We start from the raw sequence: 19129 nt of genomic DNA on the forward strand, positions 1-19129 counted from the left end.
GCGACACTATCCGGCCCGTCGCGGCACGACCAGAGCGTCAGGCGACCTTTTGCATATCGCGGATCGGATGGCCGAAGGAACGGCTGAACCAGTGTTCAGAAATCTCCGATGACAGCCCTGCACGTTTGAGGACACGGATACGGTCTTCGGGCCGATAGGGCCACAGGCCGACACTGATCTTGTCGCGGCCCTCACCGGAACTGCCCAGAACCTCGGGCGAGGCGCCGATCATGGAATAGATACGCACCATGCGCGGATCGAACACGCCCAAAAGATGCGTCAGGGCAAATGCCCGCATCAATTCGCCGCCTGCCAGCATCATCGCGGCCGCAACCCGCGAATTGGCGCCTTGCCCCAGTACAAACCGTGTGCATTCCCAGATAAATGGGCTGCAAATGTCAACGCCATTCAGCAAAGCGCTGAAATGATCATTCACCATGGTCTGCTCGGTGGTCGGCAGGAACCGCATGGAACCGCCATGTGTGCCATCGGGATTTTCCCAGATCACATAAAGCGGGTTCAGCGCATCGTATTCATCCCGCTCCCAGCCGTTTTCGTCGACATGAACGGCCCATTTCAGACGGTCCGCAAATTGCGCAGCACGGTCCCGGTGCATGCTGTCCTGCAAAACAGGATAGTTGGTGAGTTCATTTCCATAAATGTAACGCAGCATCTGATTTACCCTTCTAACAACGCTAATGCTGTCAGGGTAAAATGTGGCGCGACACCAATGGTTAACGCCCCGCCCGAGCGATTAACCTTTTGTTAACTCGCTGCGCTCTTATGCGGTTTGTCGTCCTCTTCCCGGCCCGGCCAACCGCCAGAGGCAGCACGCGCGGCGCCGCCGATGATGATGAGGCCCTCGCTCGTCGCGCGCGCAACCGCGTGGGTCGTGTTCAGTGCGCCAAGTTTGAACCGCGCACTTTCGATATAAGCACGTAGCGTGTGTTCAGAGATTTTCAACAAATCCGCCACCTGACCGCGGCTATAGCCCATGCCAAGATAGGTGAGCGCGTCGGTTTCACGCGGGCTGAGTGCGCGCACCGGATCAGGCGCGCGGCCCTTTTCAAGCTGAAGCGCCTTTTGGTTAAGGTAATGGGCGATCAGGATCCAATCGCGCTGATGCTTTGCTGTGAAATCCGCCCAAGTCTCATCATCCGTCGAATGAGAGGCCGTGAACAGCGCAAGCTGCCCATTTGGTCCACGGATCGGGATGGAATACCCTTGGTTTCCGACCCCATATTCGATCGCCTCTTTGCGGAATTCACGCGCCGCCTTGGAAGACCAGTCCAAACGGTTCCAATCCACCGGATGGAACCGCTGAAAACAGCCAATAATCACTGGATCGACGCGCAGATATTCCTGATCCTGATAGCGTTGCGCCCAGGCCGGGTCATAGGTGCCAAACCCGTATTGCTCACCATCCGCGCTGACCCAATGATAGACAACGTGATCAACTTCAAAGGCGTCCCGCAGCCCAACGATCAGATCTTGGATTTTATCAAGCGCGTCGGCCTGCTCCAGCGCTCGCAAAAAAGTATCGATCTCCAGCACCGTCACCTCGCATCATGCGGGACGGTTTTTCCACCTTGCTATCGATCTCTTGTCGTGCTGTCAGAGCAGTCTCTTCCAGATGCTCCGCCAACTGCGGTAGATCATTTGTACTCGCAAATGATTTCAAGTCTGCGAGAACATCAATTATCCAATCATGTCCCATTTACTAGTCTCTCTAATAATCGTTAATGATTTCTTAACAACCTATAGTAGCACCATACATCTTAGCATTTTACTCACGGCTTCCGATCCCCCAAAAATAGTGGGTAGACATGCCACTTATTGACGCAGCCATTGTGTCGTGCAAACCAAAAGGGCGCCGCAATGACATGCTGCGCCCTTTGCCAAGCACCTGAAAAGACTATCTGTTTTGCGAAGCCTCAAGCGTATCTTCAAAGGTCCGCAGCCCTGTAATGGGCGCCTGCACAAGAACTGCCATATTGCCCGGCTTGTGTTCATTTTTGCGCATCTTGGTATGCGCCGCGGGAATATCCTGCCAGCCAAACACCTCTGACATGCAGGGATCAAGACGACGCTCAATCATCAGCTGATTGGCCGCGCTGGCCTGTTTGAGATGCGCAAAATGGCTGCCCTGCAGGCGCTTTTGATGCATCCACATGTAACGCACATCAAAGGTACAGTTGAACCCTGTGGTGCCGGCGCAAATGACGACCATGCCGCCTTTCTTGCAGACCAGTGATGAGACGGGGAATGTCGCCTCACCTGGATGTTCGAACACCATGTCGACATTCACGCCCTTACCGGTGATGTCCCAAATGGCCTTGCCGAACTTTCGCGCCTCTTTCAGCCAATTGTTGTATTCGGGCGTATTGACCGTGGGCAATTGCCCCCAGCAATTGAAATCCTTGCGGTTGATGACGCCTTTCGCCCCCAGCGACTCAACGAATTCACGCTTGCTTTCATCACTGATCACACCAATCGCATTCGCGCCGGCGGTGTTGATCAACTGGATCGCGTAAGAGCCCAAGCCGCCGGATGCGCCCCAGACCAGCACGTTCTGGCCTGGCTTCAAATCATGGGGCTCATGCCCAAAGAGCATCCGATAGGCCGTCGCCAATGTCAGCGTGTAGCAGGCGCTTTCTTCCCATGTCAGGTGCTGCGGGCGTGGCATGAGCTGCTGTGATTGCACGCATGTGAACTGCGCGAATGACCCATCCGGTGTCTCATAGCCCCAGATCCGCTGGCTATCCGAGAACATCGGATCGCCGCCATTACAATGCTCATCATCACCATCGTCCTGGTTGCAATGGATGACAACCTCATCCCCAACCTTCCAACGCTTCACCTTGTCGCCCACGGCCCAGACGATGCCGGATGCGTCGGAACCCGCGATGTGGAAATCTGCTCCATGCACGTCAAAGGGGCTGATCGGCACGCCTAAACCGGCCCAAACGCCGTTGTAATTGACCCCTGCCGCCATCACGAGCACGAGAACCTCGTTGCTGTCGGGCTTGGGGCAATCGACCACCTCAATCTCAAAGGCCTTGTCAGGTTCACCATGACGTTCACGGCGGATGGTCCAAGCGTGCATCTGCGCTGGCACATGGCCCAGCGGGGGCATCTCACCAACCTCATAAAGGTCCTTTTGCGGCGCGTTGTAGGTGGCGCCATGGGCAGTTTGATCGAGGGCCATCGTCGTCTCCATTATGCGTTATCCATGTCCTGCTGCACCGCAGAATCGGGTGCGCTGTGGCTTCGTTATATGGTGCATTGGTAACATTGCAACCAATTTTGATACATATTTGTAATTTAATTACTCAGCGGCCGCAGCATTTTCCACCAAACCCTTTGCAGGGGCAGAAAAATGATGCGCAATGGAATTGGCATAGAACGGCAGAACGTCCTGGCCCGTGACGGTCACGGTGAACCGATCACCGGACTGCGCAATGAGTTTGCGCGCTTTCATCCGCTGCAGCGCGTCGCGGACGATCTCGTTAGCCTTGCGGCGCGGCTTAGGCCGATTTCGGTCAGTCAAATCGGCGATAGAAGCCGTGACCGCCTGCTCTAATGTAGCAGCAGTGGCCTCATCGGACGCCAAAAGATGCCGCGCGACAAGTGGCACATCCAGAACAGGCGTCACTTCCGAAATACGATGCATTAATTCCGTCGCAACTGCTTCGGTGAGGTCATCCTTCGCATCGGGCTTAAATGCGGACAGTTTCAAAGGCTCACCAAAGCTGACGGAGGCCGTGCCAAATCCACGAAAACGCCCCGTCAGGCGTTGCAGAAAATGGCGACTGACCCGGCGAAGCACGTTGAGAAGCGGCGGTTGAAAGCGGCGCTGCCCGGATTTGTCCGCTGCAATCAGGATCGTATCTTCCAGAACGCGATCATAGTTCAAAGCCACGGGGATAAAGATGACCTCACGCGCTTCCGGGTCGAAATCCTCGATCACATAGCTCAAAAGACCCATACGCGGGGGCGCGAGTTTACCATCAAGGCTAAGTCCACCTTCAGGGAAAACCGCCTGGCTCACACCGCCGCGCGTCGCCATCTGCACGTAACGCGCCAGTACTTTTCGATAGAGAGCACCGCGCGACTTGCGGCGAATAAAGTAGGCGCCCATTGCGCGGATCAGCGCCGACAACGGCCAAACCCGCGCCCATTCGCCAACCGCATAGGAAAGCGCACCGGCATTTGCAGCAAGATAGGTCACAAGGACGTAGTCCATGTTACTGCGGTGGTTCATGACAAAGATAACAGCAGCTTGCGGATCAATATCGGCGAGAGCTTTGCGATCAAAGCTATCCAGCCTGATGCGATAAAGAGACTTCGACAGCCAGCGCGCCAACCGAATACCGACGCTGAAATAGGCCGTGGCAGAGAACGAGGGAACGATCTCGCGGGCATATTGCTGTGCCTTCTCAAAGGCCACGTTTTCGGGCACCTGCTCTTTGCGAGCATATTCCACAATCGCCTGCGTCACCTCTGGATCATAGCTCAGGCGTTGGATCATGTCGTAGCGACGGGCGAGCTTGAAGGGTTCAATTGGGCGCTGCAGCCGTTCATTCAATCGCGCGATGGCCCGTTCGGCCCGCTTACGAAAGAACCAGCGCACAGATGGGAACAGAAAGTGCGATGCAAAGGTCACAGCCGCAAAAAGCACGACAAGAACAAATGCCCAAAGCGGCATGGTAATAGGCTGTGTCATGGCGAAAGCGTATCAAAACACCGATGATTGCCAATGGAAATCGCGGACGAACCCTGATGGACTTGGCCTGAAAACGTTTCTTATGCCGCAACGCAGCGAATTGACAGCGCCACTTCATTACTTATAACGGAACTCACGCGTAATAAAATTACGCAGACAGATTCGAGGAGTGCTCGCATGTCCCAGACCCAGAAAGACCGTCCCTGGCTGTTTCGCACCTATGCCGGACACTCGACCGCTGCGGCATCGAACGCACTTTACCGGGGTAATCTGGCCAAGGGGCAAACGGGCCTGTCAGTCGCCTTCGATCTGCCCACGCAAACGGGCTATGACAGCGATCATGTGCTCGCGAAGGGTGAGGTTGGCAAGGTGGGCGTCCCTGTCAGCCATCTCGGCGACATGCGCGCCCTTTTCGATCAGATCCCACTGGATCAGATGAATACCTCAATGACCATCAACGCGACGGCCCCCTGGCTTTTGTCGCTTTATATTGCCGTGGCCGAGGAACAGGGTGCCGATGTAAGCGCGCTGCAGGGCACGGTGCAGAATGACATTATCAAGGAATACCTCTCGCGCGGCACATATATCTGCCCGCCGGAACCGTCCTTGCGAATGATTACTGATGTTGCGGCCTATACGCGCCAGCATCTGCCAAAATGGAACCCGATGAATGTGTGCTCCTATCATTTGCAAGAGGCGGGCGCGACACCGGAAGAGGAATTGGCATTTGCACTTGCAACCGCAACGGCAGTGCTTGACGATTTGAAAGGCAAAGTGCCTGCCGAGCAATTCCCTGCAATGGTCGGGCGCATTTCGTTTTTCGTGAATGCCGGCATTCGGTTCGTCACCGAGCTTTGCAAGATGCGCGCCTTTGTCGAATTGTGGGACGAGATTTGCGAAACCCGCTATGGCGTTGAAGACCCGAAATATCGCCGTTTCCGCTATGGCGTGCAGGTCAATTCGCTGGGGCTGACCGAACAGCAGCCGGAAAACAACGTCTACCGTATTCTTCTTGAAACCCTTGCCGTGACCCTGTCGAAAAAGGCGCGAGCGCGTGCTGTGCAATTGCCGGCCTGGAATGAAGCGCTGGGTCTGCCGCGCCCCTGGGATCAACAATGGTCACTGCGGATGCAACAGATCCTTGCGTATGAAACGGACCTGTTGGAATTCGACGACCTCTTTGACGGAAATCCCGCGATCGAGCGGAAAGTGGGGGCGCTGAAAGAAGGCGCGCGCGCGGAATTAGCACAGATCGACGGAATGGGCGGTGCGGTGGGCGCAATCGCCTATATGAAATCGCGCCTTGTCGAAAGCAATGCCGCGCGGATTGGCGGCATTGAAAAGGGCGAGACGACAGTTGTGGGCGTCAATAAATGGCAGGCGGGTGAACCTTCACCGCTGACGGCAGGTGATGACGCCATTATGGTCGCCGACCCCGAAGCGGAGGCGGATCAATTGCGCCGTCTGCAAGCGTGGAAAGCCGCGCGTGACGCGGGTGCCGTGCAAGAGGCGCTTTTCGCTTTGCGGGCAGCGGCAAAAGACGGCAGCAATATCATGCCGCCCTCCATTGCGTGTGCGCGTGCCGGTGTCACAACGGGTGAATGGGCCGACGTGATCCGCGGTGTTTTCGGACAATATCGCGCCCCAACCGGCGTCAGCAGTAATCCGTCAAACCGTACCGAAGGGCTTGAGGATTTGCGCGAGCAGGTTGATCTGGTCAGCGCCGCTCTTGGCCGCCGCCTGAAATTCCTGGTCGGCAAACCTGGCCTTGATGGCCACTCCAATGGTGCCGAACAAATCGCCGCACGCGCGCGCGATTGCGGAATGGATATCGACTATGAAGGTATCCGGTTGACGCCCGACGAAATCGTTGAGGCCGCTGCAGAAAACCAGGCACATATCATTGGCCTATCCATTTTGTCGGGTTCGCATATCCCGTTGGTCCGCGACGTAATGGACAAACTGCGCGCCGCCGGGCTGAGCCATATTCCCGTCATTGCCGGAGGTATTATCCCGGATGACGATGCCAAGAAATTGCGTGCCATGGGCGTCGCAAAAGTGTATACACCCAAAGATTTCGAATTGAATGTCATTATGGGGGATATCGTTACGCTCGTTGATCCACGGCAGGTTGCTGCTGAATAAGCGCCATTACTTGCACTTTTGTCTATAATACCCATGTTTTTGGGATGCATATCCCAAGGACTGGTGATATGCGCCCAGCTACTGAAAACTGGAGCGCAAGAATGAAATCTGACCTAAAATCAATGACAAGAAAAGAGCTGGAAAGGCTCAAGACCAATGTCGAAAAAGCGCTGGATAAACTCGCAGAGAAGGACAAGAAGGCAGCTTTGGCCGCGGCTCAGAAAGCAGCTGCCGCGCACGGCTTCACACTCGCGGATATTGCTCAGGACCTGAGCGCACCCAAAAAGCGCAAGACACGGACGGGGCCCAAAACGGCATCTGTCCCAAAGTACCGCAACCCGGCAAATGCGGATCAAACTTGGACCGGCAAAGGCCGGCAGCCGGAATGGTTTAAATCAGCGATTGCTGCGGGCACATCGCCCGATGCAATGGAAATATAGTATCAGTCTCGCCCCTACGTTTCGGGGTTCCAGCATAGTAGTAGGTGCGGCGTGACGATTCATATTGGTGCAAAAAAAGGTGAAATTGCCCCAACCGTCTTAATGCCAGGTGATCCTTACCGGGCCAGATGGGCGGCGGAGACGTTCTTGCAGGATGTTCGCTGCATTAACGAAGTTCGGGGCATGTTGGGCTTTACCGGCACCTGGAGGGGGCATCCCGTGACGATCCAAGGATCGGGCATGGGGATGCCCTCTCTGTCTATCTATACCAATGAGCTGATCCGGGATTATGACGCGCAGACGCTGATCCGCGTCGGCTCCTGTGGTGGCATGCAGGAGCACGTGAAAATCCGCGACGTGATCCTCGCGATGACGGCGAGCACGCTTTCGACACCGTCGAGTGGCATTTTCAAAGAGCTTAACTTTGCCCCTTGTGCCGATTTTGGTCTGCTGCACGCAGCACATAAGGCAGCGTCGGACAAGGGGGTACCGAGGCACGTGGGCGGGATCTATTCGTCGGATGTGTTTTATGATGAGCGGCCGGACCTGAATGAACAGATGGTCCGCCATGGTATCCTCGGCGTCGAGATGGAGGCGGCGGAGCTTTACAACCTCGCCGCGCGGCATGGGCGCCGGGCGCTCGCCGTTCTGACGGTGAGCGATCACCTTTTGACGCATGAGGCATTGCCTGCCGAAGACCGGGAGCGGTCTTTTGGTGGTATGATCGAGATCGCGCTGAGCGCCGCTTTTGCCTAGCGGCCATGGCCGCGATCATAGGCGTTGACTTGTGGCGGCTGCCATCCGGTCAACGCTTGGGTGGTCGGTTGGAACACCTGCATTTCCAAGGGAAAGCAACGGGCGTCATCACTTGAATGGACAGAGCCGCAATCACCACCGGGGCAAGCGCTTAACACCGCCAGCAAGTCGATCTCTGCGAAAAGTTCAATGTAGTCGCCCAGACGCACGGGGCTGGCCTTCATAAAGTACTGGCCCGTGTCCCGCGTGAAACCTGTGCACATGAAGACGTTGAGGACGTCGTGGATGTGGGGCTCAGCCTCCACAAGCGAGATGTTCTGATCATCCGCTAAGGCCCGCGTCAGGTTTGAATGGCAGCAATAGTGGTAGTCCTTGCCGGACAAGAGGCGCCCTGTGTAAGGATCGCATCTTGTGCCAATCACATCATGGACCCGGCCGCCAAACTCATCGCTGCCGTACCAGGCGAGGCTGTCGTGGGTTATCGTCGCCATGGGGCGCAGGGTGGGAAAGGATGACCAGAGCTGATCTCCGGTCGTGACATGACTGCCGTGCAGCGCACGCGTCTTGCCGGAATAAAAGTGTTCTGACAGGTCATGGGCGTTGAACAGGTTCAGATCGCCCACTTGGGGGCCTTCGGTGCAGGCGATGCGCAGAAAGGCCCCAGCGGGCACGCGGATAGCACCGGCATCGCGCGGCGGAACGGTAACGTGATCGGTTGGCGTCACTGAGGCACGTGCACGCTGATAAAGCGGCAGGTCCGGCGTGGGGAGCGTATCGGTGGGGTAGCAGATGACCGGCTGCACGGCGCGACGCGCTGCGGCATCTGGCGGAGATGTGTCGTTTGTCATGCCACCATGTCACGCCGAAAACCGGTGGGACGCAACACATGCTTGCGCGGCCCAGGTTTCAGTGGCCGTTCGGTCGCCGTGCCCTTAAACGACGCGTTCGACCATCATGCCCTTGATATGCGCAATCGCCTTGGCCGGGTTCAGGCCCTTGGGGCAGGTCTTGGCGCAATTCATGATCGTGTGACAGCGATAGAGCTTGAACGGATCTTCCAACTGATCCAGACGCTCACCCGTCGCCTCATCCCGGCTGTCGATGATCCAGCGATAGGCATGCAGCAGCGCCGCTGGACCCAGATAACGGTCGCCGTTCCACCAATAGGACGGGCATGAGGTCGAGCAGGACGCGCACATCACACATTCATAAAGGCCGTCGAGCTTTTTGCGGTCTTCAATCGACTGCTTCCACTCTTTCGCCGGGCGGTTCGTCTTGGTCTCAAGCCACGGCATGATGCTGGCATGCTGCGCATAGAAATGTGTCAGGTCAGGGATCAGATCCTTGATCACCGGCATATGCGGCAGCGGGTAGATTTTGATGTCCCCCTTGATCTCATCCATGCCGTAAATGCAGGCGAGCGTGTTGATCCCGTCGATATTCATCGCGCAGGACCCACAGATCCCCTCGCGGCACGAGCGGCGGAAGGTGAGGGTCGGGTCAATCTCATTCTTGATCTTGATGAGCGCGTCCAGAACCATCGGACCGCACGTATCCATGTCGACGAAATAGGTATCAAGCGACGGGTTCTGCCCATCATCGGGGTTCCAGCGATAAATCTGGACTTTGCGCAGATTGGTGGCGCCCTCGGGTTTTGGCCAGGTTTTGCCGACCGTCATCCGCGAATTCTTTGGAAGTGTCAGTTGTACCATCTTGCTATTCCTTCCATCACAGCTCCTACAGCGCCCGCAGCCGCGCGGGTCGAATTGGCGGCTCGCCGGTTAGATTGAAAACACATTCCTCATAGACCTCCAACGGGTCACGTCCGCGCAGCAGGTCGGTCGTGACACCGATATCAACGCTCGCAAATGGGCCATCATTCGAGCTTGCGCCCACTTTGACGCCGACATTCGGTGCTTGCGCATCGCGCGCGCGTTCTTCGCAGCGGTTCGCGGCCTCTTCCCGTGTGGGTGGCTCGCTTTCACACGCGGCCAGCAGGAGCACGCAGATCGCTAAAATTCCACGCATCAGAGTGTCAGACCGGGAATTGCAAGCGAGTTATTCACCGCGCAGCGCACCGTTTCAGGCCGCGCGGCAATGTCTGCCACGAGTTCGGTCGTCGCTTGAGTCGTCCCGACAATCGCCGCTTCCGCGATCTGCAGGATCTCGGAGCCAGATGCGTTATCGATAATACAATCCGTGTATGGTTCCGCGTTCACGCCCGGGAAGCGGGTTTGCACGACAGAATTCACTACACCCTTGGCCGCATCGCGGGCCAATGTGTCGCCCGCGGGGCCTAGATCCTGCATACATCCCGCCAAGGCGAGCGCGATGCCACTTACTGCCAAAATCCGCATCAGAATGTCCGCTCCTTTGGTGCGATCTTGGCCTCACTGATCCCGCCATCTTTTTCAGAGGTTAATGCGGCAGTGATCACAGGCCGGTAGCTGAGTTTGACATTTGCGCCGCCGATATGACTGATCGTGTGGACGCGCCACTTTTCATCGTCGCGGCTGTCATAGTCCTCATGGGCATGGGCGCCGCGGCTTTCCTTGCGTGCTTCGGCGCCCACAATTGTGGCCAGCGCGTTGGGCATCAGGTTCGTCAGTTCCAGCGTTTCCATCAGGTCGCTGTTCCAAACCAGACTGCGGTCGGTGACTTTCAGATCGTCCATCTTCTCGGCAATCGCTGTCATCTTCTTGACACCTTCGCCAAGCGTTTTGTCGGTGCGGAAGACGGCGGCGTCTTCCTGCATCGCGCGCTGCATTTCGAGCCGTAGCTCTGCCGTGCCCGTCGTGCCGTCAGCATGGCGTAGCGCATCGAAACGGTCGAAACATTGATCAATTGACTTCTGGTTCAGCGTCGGGTTCGGAGCGTCCTTGTCAACGACCTGACCAGCCTGAATGGCGGCGGCACGCCCGAATACCACGAGGTCGATCAGGCTATTTGAACCAAGCCGGTTTGCACCGTGGACCGAGGCACAACCCGCCTCGCCCACTGCCATCAGACCCGGCACGATGGCGTTGGGGTCTTTCTTGGTGGGGCTCAGGACCTCACCCATGTAGTTCGTCGGGATGCCGCCCATGTTATAGTGCACGGTGGGCAGCACAGGGATCGGCTCTTTAGTCACATCCACACCGGCAAAGATGCGGGCAGACTCGGAAATACCCGGCAAACGCTCGGCCAGCGCCTCTTTCGGCAAGTGGTTGAGGTTAAGGTGGATGTGATCGCCGTCCGCGCCTACTCCACGCCCTTCGCGGATTTCCATCGTCATGCAGCGGCTGACATAATCACGCGGCGCGAGGTCTTTGTAGTTGGGCGCATAACGTTCCATGAAGCGCTCACCGTCCTTGTTGGTGAGATAACCGCCCTCACCGCGCGCGCCTTCTGTGATCAGGCAGCCAGCGCCGTAAATGCCGGTCGGGTGGAACTGCACAAATTCCATGTCCTGCAATGGCAGGCCTTGCCGTGCCACCATCCCGCCGCCGTCACCGGTGCAGGTATGCGCAGATGTGGCGCTGAAATAGGCGCGGCCGTAGCCGCCCGTGGCCAACACGACTGTCTTCGCATTGAAGACATGCATGGTACCGTCATCCAGCTTCCATGCAATCACGCCCTGACAGATGCCGTCATCGGACATGATCAGATCAAGCGCGAAGTATTCGATATAGAACTCGGCCTGCTGTTTGAGCGACTGACCATAGAGCGTGTGCAGGATCGCGTGGCCGGTCCGGTCAGCGGCGGCACATGTGCGCTGTACTGGCGGGCCTTCGCCGAACTCGGTCGTGTGGCCGCCAAAGGGGCGTTGATAAATCTTGCCCTCTTCGGTACGCGAGAACGGCACGCCGTAATGCTCCAGCTCATAGACCGCCTTGGGCGCTTCGCGGGCCAGGTACTCCATTGCATCAGTATCACCGAGCCAATCCGAGCCCTTTACCGTGTCATACATATGCCACTGCCAGTGGTCAGGGCCCATGTTCGACAGCGACGCGGCAATCCCGCCTTGCGCTGCAACAGTATGCGACCGGGTCGGGAACACCTTGGTGATGCAGGCCGTGCGCAGACCCTGCTCCGCCAGGCCCAAAGTCGCCCGCAGACCAGCGCCACCTGCCCCTACAACAATCGCGTCATAGGTGTGCGTTTCGTATTCATAAGCTGCCATATTGAGGTTGCTCCGGTCGACTTAAAGCGCGATGCGCACGATTGCGAAAATGGCAAATGCGGCTGCGGCGTAGGACACACAGATCATCGCGATGATCAGAATTTTGCGGGCAAGGCCGTGCACGTAGTCCTCGATCAGGGTCTGCACGCCAAGGCGGAAGTGGAACCAGCCCACAAGCATCGTCAGAATGGCAACCACAGCGGGGAACGGACGCTGATAATAGGCGATCACCTCGTCATAGGATGACCCCAGGATCCAGCCGAATGTGAACACAAAAAGCGGGATCAACACCAAAAGTGCGACCGAGGTCACCATCATCTGCCAATGATGCTCCGTCCCGGTTTTGGCCGAGCCGAGGCCCATGGCGCGCTTGCGATCTGTCAGAAATGCCATGCTCTTGCCCCCTTAGACCGCAATAACCGTGAAGATCGTCAGAAGGACGGATAGAACGATCATCATCTGTCCGGCCAATTCCGATCTTTCAACATCCAGCATTCGGCCACTGTCCCAGACAAGGTGCCGCAATCCGCCCAAAGTGTGATACCAGAGACCAAGAACGGACAGGAACAGAACCAAATCCCCAAACCAACTGGTCAGGAACCCGTTTGCCGTCGCAAATGCCTCTGGCCCCGACGCGGCAGCCACGAACCACCACACGATCAACAGCCCCGCAACGATCATTGCGTTACCGGTGATCCGGACGAGGATTGACGTCATTGACGTCCATTGCGGGCGATAAACCGTCAGGTGCGGCGAGAGGGGGCGATTGCCCCTGTTCACATCAGCCATTTCTGTTTCCTTCGCTGGCTTGCGCTGCCTTGGCAGGCAGTTGCTTGCGCATTTTGTGCACCATTCCATATCGAGAGTCACGTGGCCGAATGGGTCTGAGACGCGAAAAATGGTCGCGATTGCAAGGATTTTCACTTATGTGATCACAGCTGAAAAACCTGTGATCACATTTGGCGGCATCCCCGTTGCTTGAGTGATGGAACTTTGGCACTTTCGTCTACCTCGTCCCGCTTTGTGCGACAGCTTGTGTTAACTCGCGATAAAGCTTGCGCCGAATTTGCACCGGATAATCGTCAAAATGATTGGCCGTGATCGCAAATGAGCCTGGTCCCGTGATCACCTCTCGCTCGAAATAACCCGTGAGGCCCGGCACGCTTTCCTCGATCACCAGTGCATTCACGGTCACACCGGCCCTCTCCAGATCAGCCCAAGTGGCAGAGGGTAAGCGGCCTTCATTGCTTTCGCCGTCGCCGGAGATATCGACGATGTAGCGCAGGCATTCGGGAACCTGGGCAAAATAGCTGAGCGACAGCGCCATCGCTTCGCCAATGGCGGTTGAATAGTCGCGCCACAATCGCGGCTCGCCAATGATCTGATCGGCAAAGGCGCCCACATCAGCGTAATGCGTCATCTCAGTCCAATTGATCACAACCGCCTGCCGGCCCGACCCCGTCCATTGCATCAGCGCGACCTTGGCCTTGCCCGCCACCAACGCGTCGGCAATCGGTGGGTCAATCAGTGCTGCGGCAAGCCCATCCATCTGCACCCGGTATTCGCGCGCATCGACCGAGCCCGAGACGTCCACCGCCAGCATCAAAGCGACATCGCAGGCAGATACTGAACCGCCCCACCCGATCAAACCTGCCAACAGTGCCCCGCGCATAGACGCCACCCTACGCGGTATGGAACGGAGGACAAACAACAACAATGTGAGCCGAACGCGCTTTCTATTGCGCGTCAAAATGAACCGCGAGCTTCTCACCTATTCTGTGCAGCGCTTTGTCGAGCGCTGGGTCTTCCTCATCAAAAAGCGATGGCGAAAGTGTCACCTCATCAGGCGCGATGGTATCGACGAAAGCACGCCGATAGGCATTGGGTGGATGAGTGACATCAACCGAGAGTTTTTCTTGATCGTTCTGCGCCAAAAGCGTCGCGCGGCGCTCCGCGTCCATGTCCGTCAGGCATACAACCAACCGCCGCAGAACCGCACGGCCCGACACGTCGGCCATCCCGTGTATCTTGTTCCACTCCGTCTCAAGAATGCTTGCCAGTGACGATGTATTCAGAAGACTGGCAATCGCATCCGACCCCGCGACCTTCGCCGCAAGCGCGTCCGCAAGGTACTCCGCACGCTGGCTTTGCAAAAACATCATCCGCAAAAGCGCCTGCTCCAACGCGGCGATCAGTAATCGGAACGGCAGCAATGCGATATCTGCAAAGACATTGCCATGCCAGTCCGGGGCAACCAGATCCTCCCACCGGGCCAGGGTATCTAACGCGTAGCGTATCACCTGTCCGCGCGCCGGGTCATTGTTGACGAGATGCGCGATCTCATGGGCGACAAGCGCGCGCTTTTCATTGGCCGATGCTGCCTCCCACAACAAGCCGCCAATCCCGAGAACGGTCTTGCCACCTGTTTTCGTGACGAAGGCGTTGAACTCCTCGGTCACCGCGACATGGCTGATCCGAGGTGCAGACAAGGCATCGGATACCTTGTCCATTTGGGCGAACAGGATGGGTGCCTTATCCCGCGTCAACGCATCTTTCGGTACGCGGTAACGCGCGGGGAGCAGGACATAGCCCGCCGCAATCAAAACCGCGCCGAAAAAAACACCACCCCAAGACGGCAGGGTAGAGAGTATCAGCGCCACCCCACAGAGCGCGACAGCAAAGGGCGTGGCCAGGATCAGGACGGAGAGGATCTGCGCACCGATCAGGCCATGGCGTTTTGCATCAAGCGTACCGCCCGCATAATCACGCAAAGCATCCAGAAAGACCTGCTCTCCCTGCGCGCGCTTGCGCTCTTCCCACCAGTTCGCCGCGATCATGTGGGCATCAATGCCCAATAGTCGAGATCGAGCAGTACGTCAGGCAGGTATTTGCCATCGTCGCCGCGCAGCGCCCCGGCCGCGCCCTTGGTTGCCACAAGGCGCAGGCGGATGGCACCGACGCCTGGCGCATTGGTCTCGGCAATTTCGAGAACCTCAGACCATGCCCGCACCGTATCGCCCGCAAAGCAGGGGTTGGCATGCGCCCCGGCATTCAGCGCCACAATCATCTGCGCATTGGCCAGCCCGTTAAATGACAAAGCCCGGGCGAGCGAAATGACATGGCCGCCATAGATCAACCGTTTGCCGTCTGGCCTGTGCGTGGCGTCAAAATGCACCTTCGCCGTGTTCTGCCAAAGGCGCGTGGCGAGCATATGCTCGGCCTCTTCCACAGTCACGCCGTCCACATGGTCGATGATCTCACCCACCTGATAGTCGCCTAGGCGGTGCGGTTCTCCCGCCAGAGTGAAGTCATACTCCGCAAAAGACAGCCCGTCCGGGATTACAAGATCGCCCGGTGCCACAGCATCGGCGAGCGTGGGGATCACGGCCTCTGGCGCTTCGCCCTCGCCCCGCTTGCGCACCATGACCCAGCGCACATAGGTCAGCACATCGTCTCCGCGCTGGTTTCGCCCGGTCGTGCGCACCCAAACGACCCCGGATTTCCCGTTGGAGTTTTGCTTGACCCCGATCACCTCGGATCGCGACGTGAGCGTATCGCCCGCATAGACGGGCCGCAGCCATCGCCCCTCCGCATAGCCGAGATTGGCCACGGCGTTGAGCGAGATATCGGGTACCGTCTTGCCGAACACCGTGTGAAACGTGATGAGGTCATCGACCGGGGAGGCGAGCAGACCGCAGGTCTGCGCAAATTCATCCGAAGAATAAAGTGCGCCACGCGCCGGATAAAGCGCGTGATAGAGCGCTCGTTCGCCGCCGGAAATGGTCCGCGGCACCGCATGGGTGATCACATCACCAACGGCGTAATCCTCAAAGAAGTGGCCCGGATTTGTCTTGCTCATTGCGCGCCCAGTTTCATGTCCGACGCATAAGGGGCGTCGACCTCTTTGGTCACCGCCTGCCCGCAGCGCATCACGCCATTGGCGTGGTCGTAGGAATAGGTGGGATCGCCATAAAGCTCCCACCCTTTGGACAAGGCGTCTGACACTTTGTGGCAGAAGGCGGCGGTGTCATCCTCGGTCAGCAGACGGTAGAGTTTGGTCATCTTATCCCCATGGTGTCACGCCCAGCGCGTAATGGATGCCCATCACAATGGCGTAAATGACAAGCGTGATGACAATCGCCACCACCTCTTTCTTGAAAGGTGCGCGTGGTGGGCGTTCCCACGGGCCGTCTTGTGTGTTGATCAGGAGAACCTCGACAATGGCCCAGGACAAAAGTCCGCCGAACAGCACGAATGACGGCAGATCGCCATTGACCAAGAGATGCGCGACAGCCCAGATCGAAAAGCCGGTCAGCTGGGGATGCCGCACCTTGGTGCCCAGCCAGATTTTGGCACCCTTCGCACCGCTGGCGGCGTAGAAATAGAAGGCGAGCAGCATCAACAGGTTGTTGATGCCCACCCACATCGGGTCGCGGCCCCAATAGACCGGCCCGTCCGCCGCGCGGTAGCCCAGCACCATCAGCACCACGCTGATCACGATCAGGACCGCGAAGATCCCCTTGCCCGGCTCGCCCAGCTTGGCGCGTGTTGCCGGGGCCAGTCGTTTGAACAAATGCGCCGCCCACCAAAGGGCGATACCGGCGATGAGTGTGGTCATGTTGTCTCCAGCGCGGCGATGGCTTCAGCTTTCGCCAAAGTCGCCCGCGCGGTCACGATATGCAAGTTCTCAACGATGCGTCCGTCGACGACGGCCACCCCCTGCCCTTCGGCCTCTGCCGCCTCAAACGCTGCGATCTGACGGCGGGCGAGGTCGATTTCCTCCGCAGTGGGCCCGAAAATCTCATTCGTGATGGCGACCTGCGCAGGGTGGATCAACGTCTTGCCGTCAAAGCCCATATCGCGCCCTTCCGTGCATTCGGCCCGCAAACCGTCCTCATCCTTGAAGGCGTTATAGACCCCGTCGAGCGCCACGATACCCGCCGCGCGCGCCGCGAGGACGCAGAGCTGGAGTGAGGTTGTGAGTGCCGCGCGGGTCCGCGAATTCAGGTCCTTCGCCAGATCGTTGGTGCCGAGGACGAAACCGGCAATCCGGGGATGATTGGCGATTTGGGCGGCGTTCAGGATGCCCTGTGGCGTCTCCATCATTGCCCAAATCGGTTTGTCCGGCACCAAAGCGGCGAGTGCATCAACGTCTTCGGTGCCGTTGACTTTGGGCAACAAGATCGCATCGCAATCCATCGCAGCGACCGCTGCTGCATCCGCGCGACCCCATTCCGTATCCAACCCGTTGATCCGCACGATCCGCAGTCTTTGGCCATAACCACCATCCGCCAACGCCACATGCAGCGTATCGCGCGCGGCGATCTTGGCGTCGGGTGCCACCGCATCTTCAAGATCAAACAGGATCACATCGACGGGCAGTCCGCGCGCCTTCTCAAGCGCCCGATCCTTTGAGCCGGGGATGTAAAGTGCGGAGCGATAGGGGCGATTTTGCATCGAATCCTCCTTGAAATATTATTGCGCGGAGATGGCCAGAATTTCCCAGATCATTCAAGCCAGAAACGCCGCGGCGCAGCATTTCCCCTCCGTCACGGTGTATTAACCAATTTACGTCAGGTTGGACGGACAATTTCTCTACTTGCCCGACTGCGACGGAAGATCAGCCGCGGTCCCCCAATCGCAATAAGGTGTAGAATATGAAACGTAATCTTTTTCTGATGTCCTTTGGCTTTGGTGCCATGATGCTGGCGGCTGGTCAGGTCAACGCGCAAACCCGCAATTGCGCAGCCCATGCGCAGGTGGTCGAACGGCTTGCCGAACGGTATGGCGAAAGCCGGCAATCCATTGGCCTGGGAAGCGACAATTCCATGGTTGAAATGTTCGCCTCGTCCGAGACCGGCACATGGACGATCACAATCACCCGCCCCGGCGGCCCCACATGCCTTGTTGCTGCGGGACAGGCCTATCAGCATGTGAACGAACCGCTGCCTGTGGACGATAATGGCGCGTGATGGACATGGGGTCGCCAGCTTTGGCGGCCCTTCTATGACATGGCGACCCAAATCAGGCGTAGACCTGTGATGATCAGCAGCACGTAAGTCAATCCGAAGAAAACGCGTTCACTGACAATATGATGGGCCTTGAGGCCCAGCCACGTCCCCAAAAGGGCAAAGGGTGTCAGAACGAGGCTGCCCATCAGGCTCTCCCAGCTGAAAATGCCGAGAAAGGCGTAGGGGACCGCCTTCATCCAGTTCACAGCCCAGAAGACGACGACTGTTGTCGCCTGATAGGCCGTTTTGCTCAGGCCCTGCGACAGCAGGAACACCGCCGCAGGCGGGCCGCCTGCATGGCTGACAAAGCTGGTAAAACCGCTGACAAGCCCCGCAAACCACGCGACGGGTCGCGAGAACGGCATCACGCGCACCTGCAGCCAGCCCAGCGCGCGGCTGAGTTGAAAGGCGACAAAGGCAAGGCAAATCACCCCGATCAGCAGCCGAAACACGTCAGCCTCCACTGCCGTGTAGAGCCATGCCGCGATGATGCAGCCCGGCACGGCGCCGATCATCAGCCCCTTCGCCGATGGCCAGTGCCACTTGCCCCAATAGGGGCGCAACGTGGCCGCATCCACCAGCATGAAAAGCGGCAGAACGATCCCAAGTGCGAGGCCCGGCGGCACGACAAGTGCCAGAATCGCCCCTGCCGCAAATGCAGCACCTGAGCCAAATCCGGCCTTGGATATCCCGCCGAAGACGATGGCCGGGATACCAACCGCAAAGAATTCCCACCCAAATTCAACCACCTAGCGTCCCTGCCTTATCCCGCCTTCCGCTTTCGGTAGCGCGTCGGGCCCGCTTTGGCCACGCCCCATCCCCTTTGCGCCGCATCGCAGCACCCTTGCACGGGCCCGCGCAAACCCTTACCCAAAGCGCCAAATCCAAA

The 19129-nt window shown here is 58.0% G+C and carries 22 protein-coding genes; 4 read left to right on the forward strand and 18 right to left on the reverse strand.

The features are described 5' to 3' along the window. Nucleotides 1-37: 37 nt before the first annotated feature. The 4 genes from SLH47_RS05220 to SLH47_RS05235 all read right to left on the reverse strand — a co-directional run bounded on the left by SLH47_RS05220 (nt 38) and on the right by SLH47_RS05235 (nt 4726). Nucleotides 38-673: an acyl-homoserine-lactone synthase gene (locus tag SLH47_RS05220; protein ID WP_320238321.1), complete on the reverse strand. Its 636-nt coding sequence runs from the start codon at nt 671-673 to the stop codon at nt 38-40. Between the two features lie 92 nt (nt 674-765). Then, the gene (locus SLH47_RS05225) at nt 766-1560 is read right to left on the reverse strand and encodes a helix-turn-helix transcriptional regulator (protein WP_413785622.1); all 795 of its coding nucleotides are present in this window, start codon (nt 1558-1560) and stop codon (nt 766-768) included. 355 nt (nt 1561-1915) lie between these two features. Further along, nucleotides 1916-3208 (reverse strand): crotonyl-CoA carboxylase/reductase, encoded by a 1293-nt coding sequence (ccrA, locus tag SLH47_RS05230; RefSeq protein WP_320238322.1) that lies wholly within the window; start codon nt 3206-3208, stop codon nt 1916-1918. A gap of 120 nt (nt 3209-3328) precedes the next feature. Beyond that, nucleotides 3329-4726 (reverse strand): 1-acyl-sn-glycerol-3-phosphate acyltransferase, encoded by a 1398-nt coding sequence (locus SLH47_RS05235; RefSeq protein WP_320238323.1) that lies wholly within the window; start codon nt 4724-4726, stop codon nt 3329-3331. Nucleotides 4727-4903: 177 nt separating this feature from the next. Between SLH47_RS05235 and SLH47_RS05240 the strand changes: the two genes are divergently transcribed. The 3 genes from SLH47_RS05240 (at nt 4904) to deoD (ending at nt 8067) form a co-directional block, all read left to right on the forward strand. Continuing rightward, nucleotides 4904-6871: a protein meaA gene (locus SLH47_RS05240; protein ID WP_320238324.1), complete on the forward strand. Its 1968-nt coding sequence runs from the start codon at nt 4904-4906 to the stop codon at nt 6869-6871. A gap of 122 nt (nt 6872-6993) precedes the next feature. Continuing rightward, entirely contained in the window at nt 6994-7311 is a 318-nt protein-coding gene (locus tag SLH47_RS05245; protein ID WP_320238325.1) for an H-NS histone family protein, read from the forward strand. 51 nt (nt 7312-7362) lie between these two features. Then, entirely contained in the window at nt 7363-8067 is a 705-nt protein-coding gene (deoD, locus tag SLH47_RS05250) for a purine-nucleoside phosphorylase (protein WP_320238326.1), read from the forward strand. On the opposite strand, the gene SLH47_RS05255 is transcribed toward deoD, so the two are convergent. The 13 genes from SLH47_RS05255 to SLH47_RS05315 form a co-directional block, all read right to left on the reverse strand. Next, on the reverse strand, nt 8064-8915 hold the full coding sequence (locus SLH47_RS05255; RefSeq protein ID WP_320238327.1) for an urea carboxylase-associated family protein: 852 nt from the start codon (nt 8913-8915) through the stop codon (nt 8064-8066). The genes deoD and SLH47_RS05255 overlap by 4 nt on opposite strands. Before the next feature lie 84 nt (nt 8916-8999). After that, a complete protein-coding gene (locus SLH47_RS05260; RefSeq protein ID WP_320238328.1) occupies nt 9000-9779 on the reverse strand; it encodes a succinate dehydrogenase iron-sulfur subunit in 780 nt (259 codons plus the stop codon). Nucleotides 9780-9804: 25 nt separating this feature from the next. Continuing rightward, entirely contained in the window at nt 9805-10095 is a 291-nt protein-coding gene (locus SLH47_RS05265) for a hypothetical protein (protein ID WP_320238329.1), read from the reverse strand. Beyond that, nucleotides 10095-10424: a succinate dehydrogenase gene (locus tag SLH47_RS05270; protein ID WP_320238330.1), complete on the reverse strand. Its 330-nt coding sequence runs from the start codon at nt 10422-10424 to the stop codon at nt 10095-10097. Before SLH47_RS05270 ends, SLH47_RS05265 begins: the two co-directional genes overlap by 1 nt. Continuing rightward, a complete protein-coding gene (gene sdhA, locus SLH47_RS05275; protein WP_320238331.1) occupies nt 10424-12229 on the reverse strand; it encodes a succinate dehydrogenase flavoprotein subunit in 1806 nt (601 codons plus the stop codon). Before sdhA ends, SLH47_RS05270 begins: the two co-directional genes overlap by 1 nt. Nucleotides 12230-12250: 21 nt before the next feature. Then, nucleotides 12251-12622: a succinate dehydrogenase, hydrophobic membrane anchor protein gene (gene sdhD, locus SLH47_RS05280; protein ID WP_320238332.1), complete on the reverse strand. Its 372-nt coding sequence runs from the start codon at nt 12620-12622 to the stop codon at nt 12251-12253. A 12-nt stretch (nt 12623-12634) separates the two neighbouring features. After that, nucleotides 12635-13018, reverse strand: coding sequence for a succinate dehydrogenase, cytochrome b556 subunit (sdhC, locus tag SLH47_RS05285; RefSeq protein WP_320238333.1), 384 nt, complete (start codon nt 13016-13018; stop codon nt 12635-12637). Between the two features lie 217 nt (nt 13019-13235). Continuing rightward, nucleotides 13236-13901, reverse strand: a complete 666-nt coding sequence (locus SLH47_RS05290) for a DUF1194 domain-containing protein (RefSeq protein ID WP_320238334.1) — start codon at nt 13899-13901, stop codon at nt 13236-13238. A gap of 64 nt (nt 13902-13965) precedes the next feature. Beyond that, on the reverse strand, nt 13966-15066 hold the full coding sequence (locus SLH47_RS05295) for a M48 family metallopeptidase (RefSeq protein WP_320238335.1): 1101 nt from the start codon (nt 15064-15066) through the stop codon (nt 13966-13968). Further along, nucleotides 15063-16088, reverse strand: coding sequence for a MaoC family dehydratase (locus tag SLH47_RS05300; RefSeq protein ID WP_320238336.1), 1026 nt, complete (start codon nt 16086-16088; stop codon nt 15063-15065). Before SLH47_RS05300 ends, SLH47_RS05295 begins: the two co-directional genes overlap by 4 nt. Beyond that, the gene (locus SLH47_RS05305) at nt 16085-16291 is read right to left on the reverse strand and encodes a DUF1737 domain-containing protein (RefSeq protein ID WP_320238337.1); all 207 of its coding nucleotides are present in this window, start codon (nt 16289-16291) and stop codon (nt 16085-16087) included. The genes SLH47_RS05300 and SLH47_RS05305 overlap by 4 nt, the downstream gene beginning before the upstream one ends. A gap of 1 nt (nt 16292) precedes the next feature. Beyond that, nucleotides 16293-16847, reverse strand: a complete 555-nt coding sequence (locus SLH47_RS05310; RefSeq protein WP_320238338.1) for an NnrU family protein — start codon at nt 16845-16847, stop codon at nt 16293-16295. Continuing rightward, a complete protein-coding gene (locus SLH47_RS05315) occupies nt 16844-17686 on the reverse strand; it encodes a CoA ester lyase (RefSeq protein ID WP_320238339.1) in 843 nt (280 codons plus the stop codon). The genes SLH47_RS05310 and SLH47_RS05315 overlap by 4 nt, the downstream gene beginning before the upstream one ends. Nucleotides 17687-17886: 200 nt before the next feature. Here SLH47_RS05315 and SLH47_RS05320 point away from each other — a divergent pair, with 200 nt between their 5' ends. Further along, nucleotides 17887-18201, forward strand: coding sequence for a hypothetical protein (locus tag SLH47_RS05320; RefSeq protein WP_320238340.1), 315 nt, complete (start codon nt 17887-17889; stop codon nt 18199-18201). Between the two features lie 32 nt (nt 18202-18233). On the opposite strand, the gene SLH47_RS05325 is transcribed toward SLH47_RS05320, so the two are convergent. Then, entirely contained in the window at nt 18234-18989 is a 756-nt protein-coding gene (locus tag SLH47_RS05325) for a sulfite exporter TauE/SafE family protein (protein WP_320238341.1), read from the reverse strand. Nucleotides 18990-19129 lie beyond the last annotated feature (140 nt).

It is taken from the genome of Cognatiyoonia sp. IB215182, from assembly GCF_033963905.1.
Classification (GTDB): Bacteria; Pseudomonadota; Alphaproteobacteria; order Rhodobacterales; family Rhodobacteraceae; genus Yoonia.